Source organism: Tsukamurella paurometabola DSM 20162 (assembly GCF_000092225.1).
GTDB classification, from domain to species: Bacteria; Actinomycetota; Actinomycetes; order Mycobacteriales; family Mycobacteriaceae; genus Tsukamurella; species Tsukamurella paurometabola.
This window is the reverse complement of record NC_014158.1, coordinates 934,293-949,078: the sequence shown is the minus strand read 5'-3', so window position 1 is coordinate 949,078 and position 14,786 is coordinate 934,293. Positions and strand designations below refer to the sequence as shown.

The window sequence follows — 14,786 nt, the reverse complement described above, 5'->3', positions numbered from 1 at the left end:
CCGTCCCGTTGCGAGCGGGAGGCGAGCGGTATCGCCGATACGATGGAGCCATGCAGATCCGACGAGCCGCGATCACGCTGCTCGCGGCGGCCACCCTCACCGCGTGCGGCGGTTCGCCGCCGGCGCCGGGACCGCTCGCCCTGGACCGGCCCACCACGGCCTTCGATCAGGTGGGCATCGACGACACCCGCACCGACGTCGCCGCCCTGGTGAACACCGCCACCCGGATCGGCACGCGGCTCATCGCACCCGACGGCCGTGCGTCGGCCACCGCGGTCTCGCCGTGGTCGGTGCTATCGCTGCTCGGGATGCTGCGGGCCGGGGCCGACGGTACTGCCGCGGCTCAGCTCGACGCTCTCGGTTTGAGCGGGGCACGGGACGTGCCACGGGCCATGGCTGCGCTGACCGGGCAGACCGGACAGTGGGCGGGCGATCCGGGGAAGGTTCCCGCGGGCACACCGCCGGCCGCACCGTTGTTCCAGTCGCAGGTCGCGCTGCTCACCGCGCAGCAACTCGAACCTCGAGGCGAATACCTCGACCGGCTCGCGAAGTACTACGGAACCGGTGTGTACCCGGTCGATTTCGCGCGCGGTATCGACCAGCCGCTCGGCGAATGGGTTGCGGTGAACACGGGGAGCACCCTGACCTCGGCGCCCCTACGCACTGATCGCGATACCCGGCTGGCGGCCGCGACGACCGCCTATCTCGCAGTGGCCTGGCGGTTCCCGTTCGACGCGGCTCAGACCCGCCCGCGCCCCTTCACAACGGCCGACGGTGCCGTGGTCGAACCGCCGACGATGCGCGCCACCGTCCCCGCCCGGGTCGCCGGGGGCGACGGGTTCACGGCACTGCAACTGGATTTCGGCGTGGGAACCCTGGCATTGCAGGTGATCCTGCCGAATCCCGGCGTTCCGCTGGCCGATGGCGTGACCGAGGGCCGGTTCACCGCTGCGCGCCTCGCGCTGGCGGGGGCACCCACGGCGGCACACGAGGTCTCGCTGCCGAAATGGCGCAGCGCCGGGTGGACCGGCCTCGTCGACCCGCTACGTGAGCTGGGTGTGACGGGCGTCTTCCCGGGCGGCGCGGGCTTGAGTGGGATCGCCGACGGCGAACCCACCCTGGCCGATGCGCGGGCCTCGGCGGTGCTCACCGTGGGCGAGAAGGGCACGGCATCGGACTCCGCGACCACCCCGGCTCCCGAGCCGCCGCCCGGCCCCGAGCCCGTCACCGTGGATCGCGCCTTCGCCTACTCGGTGGTCGACACCGCGACCGGCCTCCCCCTGCTCATGGGCACGGTGAACCGACCGGCCGGCTGAGTCCTTCGGTCTCCGCAGGGTCCGCTTCCCAAAAAGGCTAACCAGGTTGATCTTTCACTAAACCCTCCACTTCAGGTTAAGGTTGAGCCATGACCTCGACCCTGACCCGCTCGCTCCGCGCGGCGGCCCGTTCGGCCTGGGCGCTCACCGGCACCGCGCTCCTCGCCGTGATGGTGGCGCTCGTCGCGGGCGGCACCGCCTTCCTCGTCGCGGCTGGGACCACGCCACCCGCGCCGGAGCAGGAACGGGTCAACGCCGAGAACACGCGGGTCGCACTCAAGGCGGCCGACGAATCGCGCGCCCTGTTCGGACTCGTGTCCAACGGCCTCACCTCGGCGAGCGCGGGACTCAACACCTCGGCGAGCTCGGTCCCGCAGATCTTCGACAGCATCGACACCGCCAAGCAGGGCGCCGAGCAGTTGGTCACCGGCCTCGACGAGGCCTCGTCGCTGTCCGCGGCCCTGAGTCAGGTGAGCCGCGCGTCGGTGGCGCTCGGCGGCGCTCTCGATCGCACGCAGGGCCTGCAGCAGGTGGCCGCGGGCACCCGGGGCGCACTCGTCGTGCTGCGGCAGCGGCTGGTGGAGAACCCGTCGCCGGGTTCCGCCGGCGCGGTGGCGCAGCTCGATCGCGCGTTGAGCAGTTCCCGGGGCGTCGGCGCCCTCGACGATGTGGCCGGCCTGCGCGGCACACTCTCGTCCATGACCTCGAGCCTGACCAGCGCATCCGCCAACGCCGATGCCTCCATGGCCTCGGCCCGCAGCGCCGCCCGACAGCTGCGCGACGGCCTGACCAAGCTGGCCAGCGCCCGAACCGATGTCAACGCCTCGGTCGCGAATCTCACCACTGGCGTCGGCCAGCTCAAGACGGCGCTGGGCGCGATCGACGGGCAGCTCGCACTCACGCAGACTCGGCTGCGGTCGGTCACGGACACGCCGGCCCCGGCCCCGGATCCCGGCATTGCACGACCGCTGGCCTGGGCGTTCATCGTCGGCGGCAGCGCCGGGGTGCTGGCCTACCTGCTCGCGCTCGCGCTCGCGCACCGCCTGAGCCGCCGCGCCGCCGGATCCGAGGAGCTCTCCGACGATGCCGCGGAGCGCGGCGACGCCGGTGCAGCGGAGTCACCGCAGCGCACCGAGGCCGTCCCGGACACGACCGCGCCCTCGACGCCGGACACCATGCCCCGCGGCCTGCCACTCCCCGCGCTCGCGGCGGCGACCACATCGGGCGACATCCTCACGATCGATCAGGCGCCGTCGTCGAGCGAAGAGCCGACCGACACCACGGACCAGCCGGGGAAGCGCAGCACGTCCGGCCGTCGACGGTTCGCGGTCGACCGCTCCACCGACACCAATCCGTGGCTTTCGGTGTCGATCTCGGGCAGCTCGAGCTGACACCGATCTACTCGTACACGCCCTCCACCTCCCATCCCCCGGCGTACTGCAGCAGCAGCGCGCGGCCGTCGTCCCGGCCCGGTGCGGGCTCCAGCAGCACCTGGGCGCGGGCTCGGAGTTCGCCGGCGCCGGATTCCCACCACCGCTCGTCCACCAGCCACGGCCCCGCCCACCAGCTCAGCGCCCAGTCACGCGACCCCCAGGACAGACGCGTCGGCTCGGCGGTGAACCCGCCCCGCTCGGTGACCCGTACCGGCGTGCCCGACGCATCGGTCACCGCGACCGAAGCTCCGGAGAGCAGCACCGCAGGTGCCGGTTCCGGCATCCGACCGGGCCACGGTGCTGCGGGATCCTGGGCCGGCACCGCCTCGTCGCCCAGCGGAGTCCAGGTGACCTGCTCGGCGGGCCCGCGACCGCCGCTGCGCGTGCCCAGCCGCACCGCCTCGCCGCCGAGGAGCCCCTGAACCCGCACCAGTGCCCGGCGGAAGCGGGCGGCACCGTCGCCCTCGTCGCCCCACATGCCGGCCTGGAGCGCGCCGGCGTCCACCACCTCGACCGGTTCCAACCGCAGCAGCGTGATCGGGGCACCCGGTCCTCCCGAGCGGCCGCGGCCGCCGGTGAGCCAGCCGTCGATCTGCCAGCGCACCCGGTCGGCCGTGCCGTCGGGCGTGAGCGGCTGCGCGCAACGCCAGATGCGGGTGTGCCGCTCTCCGTTCTCCGCGACCGCCGAAACCTCCAGACGCAGGCACGCCACTCCGGCCGCGGACAACTTCCGGTGCAGCTCCGCGGCCAGGGTGCGGCCGGCGAAAGCCGCTGCGTCGACCCGGTTGATCGGCGGATCGGGTCGGAGCTCCGCCTCCAGGCCGGGCGGGAGCGCCGCAGTGGACGGCGGACGGTCTGCCACCGCGCGCGCCTGACGGTGCGCGGCGATCGCGTCGACGCCGAACCGGGTGGCCACATTCGAGGTGGAGAGCGCGGCGAAGGCGCCGAGGGTGCGCACGCCCAGGCGACGCAGTAGGTCGATCAGCTCGGCGCGGTCGTCGGTAGCGAGGGCGGGCTCGGCGCCGAGCTGCGCGATGGGCAGCGGGGACAGGAACTCGGCCGATCCGCCGGGCGCCACGATCACCCCGGTGCGGGCGGCCAGCGCGGCGGTGAAGACCTCGTCGGCGATCCCGGCGAGGGATTCGGCGCCCACCGAGGAGGCGGCGTCGACCAGCTTCTCGGCGGCCTGCTCCTCGCCGCCGAAGAAGCGGGCGGCGCCGCGTGCGGGGATCACGATCAGGCCGGGCCGCAGCACCTCGATGAGCGGGATCAGCGCGGCTACCGCACCCGCGACCGGTTCGAAGAGCCGGGCGTCGCGCCCCGGATCCGCCGCTGTCACGTGCAGGTTCGGGCAGCGGGCCTGGGATTCGCGGCGTTTCATGCCGCGGCGCACGCCGTCGGCACGGGCAGCGGCATTGCACGCGATCACCCGGTTGCCGTGGAGGACGGCCACGGGATGGTCGGGCGGCAGATCGACATCGGCCGCGGCGGCCGCCGCCGGCCAATCCGGGCACCACAGCGCCAGGATCCGCTGTTCCCGTCCGCTCATCGCGCCACCGCCGCACGCGGTTCCGACAGGCCCCGGTACGGGTTGAGGCAGCCGCGGCCCCGGGCCGAGAAGGCCAGGTCGATGCCGCGGATACGGCCTCGGCCCGGCTGCCCGCCGGGGCCCGCGTAGCCCTGTACCCGGGCGCCCAGATGCAGGGCGGCGCCCTCCCAGCGGCCACCGGTCACGAGCAGAATCGCGCCCTTCGTGCGGGCGCGGGCGGCGATCGCCCGGCCCCGGCTGGGCGGCACCGCGATGCCGCCCAATCCGCACAGCACCACATCGGCACCGTCGAGCAGCACGGAGGCCACGGACACCGGATCGGCCAGCGGCCCCTCGATGAGCGCGATGCGCTCGATATCGGCTCCTTGTTCGAGTGCCGCGGCCATACCGAAGCCGGCCACCCCGCACAGCGCGACGCGGGCGCCCGCCGCGGTGACGGTGGCCACCAGCGAGACGGCGAGCGAGGCCGCACCGGTCACCGTAATCACCGTGCCCCGCGGCAGGCCGCCGCCGGGAAGCAGCCGGGCCAGTTCCGGATGCACCGGAAGAATGCCCTGCGTGAACTGGGACGAAACGTTCTCGACCGGCTCCGGCGAGGCTGCGGCGAGCCGCCGGGAACCGGCCGGCTGATGCCGCTCCGGCAGCGCCGCGAGCCGCTTGCGCAGCTCCGCCAGCTTCTCCTCGCGACTGCCCGCCGGCACCGCGGAAAGCCCCTTGGCCACCTGTCGCACCCCTCCCCTAGGTTCTCTTCCGCCGGAGGTTCACCACCCTCGGCGGAGCCGCGGGGAAGACGCGACTCGAAACTCTTTTCGATTGATTTCTAGCGTAGATCCGGCACGCGAGAGCCGTCAAGCGCCGAAGTGAGAAGGAGTGGTCACTGCACGACAGCGCCCTGTCGCAGGGCTCGGAGCGACCACAGTTCCCGACCGCCCCGCGGACCGCGCCTACGAGGCCAGCTCGCTCCGGACCAGGGCGGCGAAGTCACGAACGTCCTGCTCCGTGGTGTCCCACGAGCACATCCAGCGCACCTCGCCGCGGGCCTCGTCCCAGAAGTAGAACGGAACCCGCTGCATCAGGGACTCGGAGACGGCGTTCGGCAGCGTGGCGAAGACGGCGTTGGACTGCACCGGCTGGGTCAGCTCGACGCCGGGGATCTCGCCGACCAGATCGGCCAGCAGTCGCGCCATCGCGTTCGCGTGCGCCGCGACCCGCAGGTGCAGACCGTCGGAGAAGAGCGCGAGGAACTGCGCGGCGATGAACCGCTGCTTCGAGGCCAGCTGCATCGACAGCTTGCGCACGTACGCGATTCCCCTGGTGGCTTCGGGATTGAGCACCAGCACCAGCTCACCGCCCAGCAGGCCACTCTTCGTGCCACCCACGCTCACGATATCGGCGCCGATATCGGTGGTGATCGCCCGCGGCTCCACGCCGAGGCTCGCGGCGGCATTGCCCAACCGCGAACCATCGATGTGCAGCAACCAGCCGCGCTCGTGCGCGTAATCCGCCAGGGCCGCAAGCTCTTCGACGCCGTACACGGTGCCCAGCTCGGTGGACTGCGCTACCGACAGCACCCGCGGCTGCGCCCAGTGCTCGTCGCCGGCACGATCGGGCACGGCCGCTGAGATCGCCTCGGGAGTGAGCTTGCCACCCACCTCCGGCACCACGAACAGCTTGAGGCCGGCCACCTTCTCGGGCGCACCCCCCTCATCGACGTGGATGTGCCCGGAATCCGCGCACACCACGGCCGACCAGTGGTCGCTCACGGCCTGGAGGGCGACCACATTGGCACCGGTGCCGTTGAACACCGGAAACGCCTGAGCGCGTTCGCCGAACAGCTCGCGCACCCGCTCGGCCAGCGCCGCGGTGTACTGGTCGCCTCCGTAGGCCACCTGGTGCCCCAGGTTGGCCTCACCGATCGCGGCCAGCACCTCGGGCAGCACACCGGAGTAGTTGTCGCTCGCGAAACCCCGCTTGGCGGGATCGTGCAGCTGTGTCATGCGGTGGTGTTCTCCTCACCGGGAATCAGGGTGTGCACGGTGCCGTTCAGTTCAGCCGCGGGAGCATCCCACAGCCCGACGAGCCGCTCGGCGACCGTCTCGATCGGGGTGTACCGCGGGAACTTCCGCTCGGGTGAGGCTTCGCGCATCTGTGGGGTGAGCAGCGCCATCACGCGCAGTGCGGTCGCCGCGGCGTCAGTACCGGAGAAGGCGTCCGCCAGGGCCAGCGTCCATGCCTCCGACGCGGCCTTCGCCGAGACGTACATCGCGTTCTTCGCAGTCGGTTTCGCGACCGCGGTCGACGAGATGATCGCCAGCCGGGCACCGGAACTCGCGACCATCGGCGCATAGAAGGCTCGGGTCACACACTGCAGGCTGCGGATCAGCCCCTGGTCGAGGAAGTCCCAATCGGCCGGATCGGATTCGTCGATCGGCACGCCACCGCGCCAGCCGCCCACCAGATGCAGCACACCGTCGACCCCGCCGTGGTCGGTGACCACCTTTCGCGCCGCCTCCGCGGTCGCGGCATCGTCGGTGAGGTCGGCCCGGTAGGCGCGCACGCCGTCGAGCTCGGTGAGCGCCGCATCCGCCGCACCCCGCGAGATCACGGCCACCCGGGCGCCATGCTCGACGAGCAGCGCTGTGACCGCCTGTCCGAGGGCGCCGTTCGCGCCCGTCACCACGACGGTGCGGCCGGCGACCCCGGTCACGCCCCGGCCCCGACGGGGTCGGCGTCCGCGGTGATACCGCGGGTGGAATCCACTACGCCGCCCACCTTGCGGCGCAGGGCTTCGAAGAAGACGTTGAGCGGGAATTCGTCCGGCAGTACCAGATCGACCAGCGCACGCGGCTCACCGTCGAGCGGCAACGCCTCGGGCCCCTTGGCCCAGGTCGCCCCCGGGGCGGGCACCACGTACGACGAGACGAACTGGTAGCTCGCCAGCCACTGCCCGACCTTGGACCGGTCGATGCCGGTGCGGTACAGTTCCTCGATCTCCTCGGCGAGGCGGATCACCTGGAGCGGCAGTTCCTTCCAATCGATGGACAGACGGTTGTCACGCCAACGCAAGGCGCCGTGCCGGTGCAGGTAGGCGAACAGCAACTGTCCGCCGAGGCCGTCGTAGTTGCGCACCCGGGTGCCCGTGATGGTGAACCGGAAGAGCCGGTCACACAAGATCGCCAACTGCACCGGCAGTCCGTACGGATGCCCCTCCTGCTGCAAGCCGTAGGCCTCGCGGAAGGTGGTGAGGTCGCAGCGCAGCTCCTCGAGCGCGTACAGCCAGTAGGGCATCCGCTGCTTGATCATGAAGGGATCGAAAGGCAGATCGCCACGACTATGGGTGCGGTCGTGAATCAGGTCCCACATGGCGAAGGTGGACTGCGCCAGGGCCTGCGAGGCGACCAGCCGCTCACCATCGGGCGGGAGCTGTAGCGAAAGCACCTCGGCCGCAGCACCGGTCACGCGCCGGAAGCGGGCCGCCTCGCGATCGCAGAAGATGGCGCCCCAGTGGAACTCGGGGGTCTTCTCCACCGTGACGGTCTCGGGGAAGAGCACCGCGGAGTCGGTGTCGTAGCCCGCGGTGAAGTCTTCGAAGGCCACCGCGAGGAACTTGCCGTTATCGAAACGCTGCTCCACATCGGCGAGCCACGTGGGCCACACCACGGAGAGCAGGACCGCCTCGAAGACCTTGCCGGCGTTGCCGTTCTGCGTGTACATGGGGAACACCACCAGGTGCTCCGCACCGTCGACCCGCTCCAGATCGGGACGGAACGCGGCGAGCGACTCATCGAACAGCGGCTTGCCGAAGCCCCCCTCGACCCAGCGGCGGAAGTCGCGGGGCAATGCGGCCAGATAGTCGGCATCGTGCGCGAACAGCGGTGCCAGCGCGGCGATCCGGGCCACGATCGTCTCGACCAGCTCGCCCGCGCGGGCGTGGTCGGCGGCATCGACCACGGACCCGTCGGCGGCCTGCAGGGCCCGCAACTCGGTGACGGCGGCCTTCAGAGCGCCCCAGTCGGCGCTCTGCGCGGCCGCGGACACGTGCCGGGCACCGCGGTCGCCGTGGGCGCCGGAGGCCCAGGTGACCACGTTGGTCCACAGGGTGCGCTGGTCGAAATCATCGATCGAATCGTCGCCGAACAGGTCGGAGTCCGCGAAGACCACGACGCGACCGAGGCCGACCTGCAGAGCGGCGGCGAGGGGGCGGCCGGCGGGCGAGGCGCTCTCGCTGGTCCGGGCCAGAACGCTGACACCGGCAGCGGGCGGGCCCACGTCGAGCACGCCGGAGCGGTAGAAACAGGCCTCGTCGACGCCGGCGACGAGCCCCTGCCCACGCAACTCGGGGGCGATCTCGGAGCGGATCCAGGTGGCGTTGCCGCCGAACCGGCGATCGCCCGCAGCCTCCTGCACCACAAGTGATTCCACCGTGACACCGAAGCGAGCGAGCAACTCGCCGAGGTTGCTTCCGGAAGTGGCGGTGTCGCACTCGGCGAGCACCACGAGGCCGCCGCCGCCGCGCACGTACTGCTCGATCGCGTCGAGCTCGGCGTCCGAGTACACGGGCGGAAGATCGCCGGTGACCCGCTCGACACCGGCGCGGGCGAGATGGGGGATCACGTAGACATCGGCGGAACGCAGCGTGTCCACGGTGACCTGCGGTGACGTCGCATCGGTGACGGTCATGCCGCGACGGCGCAGGGCATCCACGGCGAGGGCGAGGCTGGCGTCCTCCGGGTTGACCGGAACCATCTCGCGGGCGCGCTCGATCGTCGTGGCCCACGCGCTGCTGCGGGCCTGCTCGACCTGCACGCGGGGGAAGACGGTGACATCAGACATAGTCGTTCCCATCGTTTACCTCTTACAACTCTTAACGCGATCTTAGCGCCCTTCGGCCGCGGAACCGAATGGAATCGAGAGCTGAAACGCGAACGTAACCGGACGGGCACCGGCCCGAGAATGCCGACGGCCCCGCGGCGCGATGCCGCGGGGCCGGGACGGAAGGCCAGATCAGGCCCTGTGAATCAGGCCGAAGCGGGGTCGGGGTCGCGGTGCGCAGAGGCCGCCGCCGAGGGCGAGAGATCGGCGGTACGCAGGTCCACCGTCGGGGCCTTGGTGACCAGCTTGTGCCCCACCCAGAGACCGACGAACAGGATGAGCGCCGCGTACGAGGTGAGCAGCAATTCCCAGCCACCCTCCTCTCCGGCGCGGAGCGAGACGTAGTACTGCCCGGCGATCACGCCCACGCACATGAGCAGCGCCACGACCGGACCAGCCGGGTACAACCAGGCCCGGTACGGCAGCTCATCGAGCGAGCGACCCTGCACGTTCCACGCGCGGCGGAACCGGTAGTGCGCCCAGGCGATACCGATCCAGGTGATGAACCCGGCCACCGAGGAGGCCGTGACCAACACCGTGTACGCCGTGCCGTCGCCCACCTTGCTCGCTATGAAACACAGGGCGCCGATCGCGACCGTGGCCGCGACGGCCGCCGCAGGCACGCCCGACTTGCTGACCTTGCCGAAGATCTTCGGCGCATTGCCCTCCACGCCCAGCCCGTACAACGCTCGGGTCGCCGCGTACAAGCTGGCGTTGCCCGCTGAGAGGATCGCGATCAGGATGACCGCGTTCATGATCGAGGCTGCGGCATCGATACCGGCCAGCTTGAAGACGAGGGTGAACGGCGCCACCGCCACGTTGTCCTCGGAACCGTTGAGGAGCTCGGGATTCGTGTACGGGATGAGGAAGCCGATGATCGTGAGCGTGCCGATGTAGAACAGCAGGATCCGGAAGAACACCGTGCGCACGGCCTTCGGGATGGCGCTGCGCGGCTCCATCGCCTCACCCGCGGCCACGGCGATCATCTCGGTCCCCTGGAAGGCGAACCCGGCGATCAGGAACACCGACAGCATGCCCAGCGGCCAGTCCACGAACGGCGCATCACCGATGGTCCAGTTGGAGAATCCGGGCGACGTCCCGCCGATCACGCCGAGCACCATCAGCACGCCCACGATCAGGAAGACCACCACCGCGATCACCTTGATCGAGGCGAACCAGAATTCGGCCTCGCCGAAGGCCTTGACCGCGAACAAGTTCAACGCGAGGAGGCCGACCATGAAGATCAGCGACCAGATCCACGAGGGCACATCGGGCAGCCAGAACTTCATGATCAAGCCGGCTGCCACCACTTCGGCGGCGAGCGTGATCGACCAGTTGAACCAGTAGTTCCATCCGGCGGCGAAGCCGAAGGACCGGCTGACGAACCGGGTGCCGTACTCCTCGAACGGGTTGCTGCACGGCATGTACGCCGACATCTCGCCAAGGCTCTGCATCAGGAAGAAGACCATCACGCCCATGAGCGCGTACGCCGCGAGCGCACCGCCCGGGCCTGCGTCACTGATGGTCTTGCCGGAGGCCACGAACAGGCCGGTGCCGATGGCACCGCCCAGCGCGATCATGCTGATGTGGCGGGTTTGCAGTCCCTTGCGAAGCGCAGGGTCAGGGGTGATTCCGAGCGGGCTGGACACCCGATGAGAGTAGCGAGCGTTTGTTACGGGCGACTACCATTCGTCCAACATGTTCTCGTACGACACGAAATCCGCGCTCGCGAGTGCCGCCGAGCTGGTGAACACCGCGCCCGATGCGACCACCGGGCGCCTGGAGCGGTTGCCCGACGAGGCGGCACTCCGCGACTTCGTGGCCCGGTGGGGCTGGACCGGGCCCATCCCGATCCGCCCCGACGAGCTCGACCGGGTGTACGCGGTGCGTGCTCTGCTGCGCGAGCTGTGGGACTCCGCGGCGGACGAGGCCCGCGCGGTCTCGCTGATCAACCGGATGCTGCGCGAGGCGCACGTGCTGCCGCAGCTGGCCCGGCACGATGACTGGCCCTATCACCTGCACGGATGGTCGGACGAGACGCCGATCGCGGAACGCTTCCTCGCCGAACCGGCGATGGGACTGGTCGATATGGTGCGCGCGGACGCCCTGGACCGGCTGCGGGTGTGCTCGGCACCGGACTGCGCCGGCGTGCTCGTCGACTTCACTCGCAACTCCTCGCGCCGGTACTGCGACGACGGATGCAACAACCGGCTGAACGTGGCCGCCTACCGCGCGCGACGCGCGTGAGCTCTAGTATCGACGCGTGACGGAATCGACGGGAACCGGTGGGGCGACGCGCGGCGTCCCCGGGCCCGACTACCTGGTGGCCGGACGCTACCGGCTGACGTCGAAGATCGGCGGCGGCGGCATGGGCGCGGTGTGGCTCGCCCGCGACGAGCGCCTGGACCGCGACGTGGCCGCCAAGCAGGTCATCTCCACCGAGGGACTCTCCGAAGAACAAGCCGACGAGTTGCGCCGCCGTGCCCTGCACGAGGGACGGATCGCCGCCCGACTGCAGCACCGCAATGCGATCTCGATGTACGACGTCGCGATCGACCGCGGCGAGCCCTGGCTGGTGATGGAGTACCTGCCGTCCCGCTCACTAGCGCAGGTACTGCACATGACCGGCACCATGCCCGACCGACAGGTCGCGCAGATCGGCGCGCAGGTCGCCGACGCCCTCATCGAGGCGCATGAGGCCGGAATCATCCACCGCGACATCAAACCCGGCAACATCCTCATCGCCAACCGCGGCCGCGCCTCGGGCACCGTGAAGCTCTCCGATTTCGGTATCGCCCGGGCGAAGGGCGACGAAGCCGGACCGTCCGGCATCATCACCGGCACACCCGCGTACTTCGCGCCCGAGGTGGCCCGTGGCGGCGAACCGTCCGAGGCCTCCGACCTGTACTCCCTGGGCGCCACCCTCTACACCGCACTGGAGGGAGTGCCGCCCTTCGGTGTGGACGAGGACTCGATGTCGCTGCTGCACAAGGTTGCTCGCGGCCAGATCGACCGTCCCAAGCACACCGGACCACTCACCGCGGTGATCCTGGACATGCTGCAGCCGAGCCCCACCAAGCGTCCCTCCCTGGAGACCGCCCGCGACCGCCTCGCCGAGGTGGCCGCGGCCGGCGGCAATCCCGCCGCTGTGCTCGCATCGCCGTTGCAGCCGGGTCAGGACGGTGCCGCGGTGTGGCTGCGTCGCTCGGCCGGAGAGCGCGTACCCCGGGAGCCGCGGGACCGGACGGCACAGTCAGCCACCGGGAACCGTCCGCCCGCGCCGCGTCCGGCGACGAACTACACACCACCTCCGGTGGCCCCGCCCTCCGGTATGTCGAACACCGTCCTCGCGGCATGGATCATCCTGGGCTTCATCGTGCTCGCCGCCGTGGTGGCCGGCGTCATCATCGCACTCGGCTGACGCCTCAGTCGGCGAGGTGCCGGGTGTGCGCCCAGCGGGTCAGCGCGTTCCTGTTGCTCTGCTGCGTCTTCCGCAGCACGTTCGAGGCATGCGTCTCGACCGTTTTCACCGAGATGAACAGATCCTCGGCGATCTCCCGGTAGGTGTAGCCGCGGGCCAGCAGACGCAGCACCTCCAGCTCACGTGGGGTGAGCGAATCCAGCTCCGGATCGAGCGCGGGCTCGGGCACCGGCGAGCGCCCGGTGAACGAATCGAGCACGAAACCGGCCAGCCGAGGCGAGAACACGGCGTCACCGTCGGCCACCCGCCGCACGGCATCGGCCAATTCGGGACCCGAGATGGTCTTGGTGACGTAGCCACGCGCTCCGGCGCGGATGGTGGCGATCACGTCCTCGGCAGCGTCGGACACACTGAGCGCCAAGAAGACCGGTGTCTTCTCCAGGCGGGCGCGCGGCGCACCGTCGGTGACCCCGCGGAGCACGGCCACACCACCACCGTCGGGCATGTGCACATCCAGCAGCACGACATCCGGTGCGCTCTCAAGGATCCCGGACACCGCCTCGGCGACGGTGCCGGCCTCGCCGACCACCTCGATGGTGGCCTCCCGAGCCAGCTCGGCGCGCACGCCCGAGCGGAACACCCCGTGATCGTCGACCAGGAACACCCGGTTGGTCACGCGTTCTCCTCCGCGATCGATTCCGCCGGTTCCGACGCGGGTGCGTCCGAACCGGGCCGGGGAACCGAGAGCCGGATCTCGGTGCCGCGCCCGGGCGTCGAGCGCACCTCGGCGGTGCCGCCGCGACGTTCCACGCGGGCCCGGATCGACTTCGCCAACCCCTGCCGGTCCGACGGTACCGCGTCCGGGTCGAATCCGATGCCGCGGTCGCGCACGAAGACGGCGACCAGATCGGCGTCGACCTCGGCGTAGGTGTCCATCGTCTCGCAGCCGGAGTGCTTGGCGGCGTTGACCATCGCCTCCTTCACAGCCCCCAGCAGGGCGGTGAATCGGTCGTCGACACCCAGCTCCGCGCCCTCCACATCGCCCACGGTGATCACGTTGACCGCCACACCGTGGCTGTCCTCGACATCGGCGGCGGCGGCCTTGAGCGCGGCGGCGAGCGAACTCGCCGGTGCCTCGGCGGCACCGAACAGCCACTCCCGCAGTTCACGTTCCTGGCTGCGCGCCAGGCGCTTGACGGCGGCACCGTCGGCCGATTGCTTCTGTATCAGGGCCAGGGTCTGCAACACGGAATCATGCAGGTGTGAGGCGATCTCCTCGCGCTCGATGGTGCGCACCCGGGCCGCGCGCTCCTCGCCGAGGTCTCGCCACATGCGCATCCACACCGGGACCGTGAGCAGCGCGACGCCCACCAGTGTGAGCACGACCGCGGCCAATGCCGTCGGCAGCGCGGAGACATCGACGCGGCCCAGGAAGACCACGGCGAGACCGACGACCACCAGGGTGACCCCGCCCAGCATGCGCAGCCAGGTGATCAGCCGGGGACCGCCCACCGCCGCAGGAGCGCGCGCGGCGAAATCCGCCTCGCGCCAGACCAGGGCGGCCCCCACGCCGATCACGATCACCGGCACGATGAATCCGGTGTTCGCGTTGCTGGCGACCGCGGTGAGCGTGGCGGCACCGACCACGCCGAGCACGGCGAGCGCGAGACCACGGCGACGCTCCGCCGGATCGGGCTTCTCGGTGTCGGTGCCCGGCCGGCAGAAGAACCACAGCAGCGCGTACATGATGACGCCCGCGCCGAGCAGCGCCAGCAGGGTGAACGCGATCCGCACCCGGGTCACGTCGAGTTCCAGGTGGTCGGCGATGCCGCCGCACACACCACCGATCACGGCACCACCGTTACGGCGATACATGCGGGGATAGCCGAGCCCGGCGTCGGGGCCGGGCAGCGGGAACCCGGGCACCGGGGCGGGCGCCTGCGGCACCGTCGACGGTGCGCCCTGGCCGGGGTGCGCCGCAGCGCCCGGGTACCGGGGGTACACGGGGGCCCAGGCCTGGTACTGCGCCCAGGAGTTGCGTGCGCGCCGAGCGCGTCGTGAAAGTCGTGCCATCGTTCCTCGATGGTGGCACGCCATCGCGGTGCCGCGCATCGGGGAACTCCCGGAGCCGCCCCCGGATGCCTCGGAAACCCCGAGCCGGAGCGTCCGCGAATTCAGGGTAGATCCCGATGGTT

At 70.9% G+C, this 14,786-nt stretch carries 12 protein-coding genes; 4 read left to right on the top strand and 8 right to left on the bottom strand.

Annotation, left to right across the window (positions count from 1 at the left end):
* The first annotated feature begins 50 nt into the window (after positions 1-50).
* Both TPAU_RS21750 and TPAU_RS04600 read left to right on the top strand, forming a co-directional pair.
* Positions 51-1,316, top strand: coding sequence for a serpin family protein (locus tag TPAU_RS21750; RefSeq protein WP_013125599.1), 1,266 nt, complete (start codon positions 51-53; stop codon positions 1,314-1,316).
* Positions 1,317-1,405: 89 nt separating this feature from the next.
* Complete coding sequence (locus tag TPAU_RS04600; RefSeq protein WP_013125598.1) at positions 1,406-2,707, top strand: hypothetical protein; 1,302 nt, start codon at positions 1,406-1,408, stop codon at positions 2,705-2,707.
* A gap of 7 nt (positions 2,708-2,714) precedes the next feature.
* Here TPAU_RS04600 and TPAU_RS04595 read toward each other — a convergent pair whose 3' ends face one another.
* The 6 genes from TPAU_RS04595 to TPAU_RS04570 form a co-directional block, all read right to left on the bottom strand.
* Positions 2,715-4,298: a DNA polymerase Y family protein gene (locus TPAU_RS04595; protein WP_013125597.1), complete on the bottom strand. Its 1,584-nt coding sequence runs from the start codon at positions 4,296-4,298 to the stop codon at positions 2,715-2,717.
* Positions 4,295-5,020, bottom strand: a complete 726-nt coding sequence (locus TPAU_RS04590; RefSeq protein ID WP_013125596.1) for a hypothetical protein — start codon at positions 5,018-5,020, stop codon at positions 4,295-4,297. Before TPAU_RS04590 ends, TPAU_RS04595 begins: the two co-directional genes overlap by 4 nt.
* Positions 5,021-5,242: 222 nt before the next feature.
* Entirely contained in the window at positions 5,243-6,295 is a 1,053-nt protein-coding gene (locus TPAU_RS04585) for a threonine aldolase family protein (RefSeq protein ID WP_013125595.1), read from the bottom strand.
* On the bottom strand, positions 6,292-7,005 hold the full coding sequence (locus TPAU_RS04580) for an SDR family oxidoreductase (RefSeq protein ID WP_013125594.1): 714 nt from the start codon (positions 7,003-7,005) through the stop codon (positions 6,292-6,294). The genes TPAU_RS04585 and TPAU_RS04580 overlap by 4 nt, the downstream gene beginning before the upstream one ends.
* Entirely contained in the window at positions 7,002-9,131 is a 2,130-nt protein-coding gene (locus TPAU_RS04575; protein WP_115329536.1) for a DUF6421 family protein, read from the bottom strand. The genes TPAU_RS04580 and TPAU_RS04575 overlap by 4 nt, the downstream gene beginning before the upstream one ends.
* A gap of 185 nt (positions 9,132-9,316) precedes the next feature.
* Positions 9,317-10,819, bottom strand: coding sequence for an amino acid permease (locus TPAU_RS04570; RefSeq protein WP_013125592.1), 1,503 nt, complete (start codon positions 10,817-10,819; stop codon positions 9,317-9,319).
* A 49-nt stretch (positions 10,820-10,868) separates the two neighbouring features.
* On the opposite strand from TPAU_RS04570, the gene TPAU_RS04565 reads away from it, so the two are divergent.
* Positions 10,869-11,417, top strand: a complete 549-nt coding sequence (locus tag TPAU_RS04565) for a CGNR zinc finger domain-containing protein (protein WP_013125591.1) — start codon at positions 10,869-10,871, stop codon at positions 11,415-11,417.
* A gap of 16 nt (positions 11,418-11,433) precedes the next feature.
* Positions 11,434-12,591, top strand: a complete 1,158-nt coding sequence (locus tag TPAU_RS04560) for a serine/threonine-protein kinase (protein ID WP_013125590.1) — start codon at positions 11,434-11,436, stop codon at positions 12,589-12,591.
* A 4-nt stretch (positions 12,592-12,595) separates the two neighbouring features.
* Here TPAU_RS04560 and TPAU_RS04555 read toward each other — a convergent pair whose 3' ends face one another.
* Both TPAU_RS04555 and TPAU_RS04550 read right to left on the bottom strand, forming a co-directional pair.
* Positions 12,596-13,267 carry a LuxR C-terminal-related transcriptional regulator gene (locus TPAU_RS04555; protein WP_013125589.1) on the bottom strand — a complete coding sequence of 224 codons (672 nt, stop codon included), beginning with the start codon at positions 13,265-13,267 and terminating at the stop codon, positions 12,596-12,598.
* Positions 13,264-14,664, bottom strand: a complete 1,401-nt coding sequence (locus TPAU_RS04550) for an ATP-binding protein (protein ID WP_013125588.1) — start codon at positions 14,662-14,664, stop codon at positions 13,264-13,266. Before TPAU_RS04550 ends, TPAU_RS04555 begins: the two co-directional genes overlap by 4 nt.
* Between the last annotated feature and the right edge of the window lie 122 nt (positions 14,665-14,786).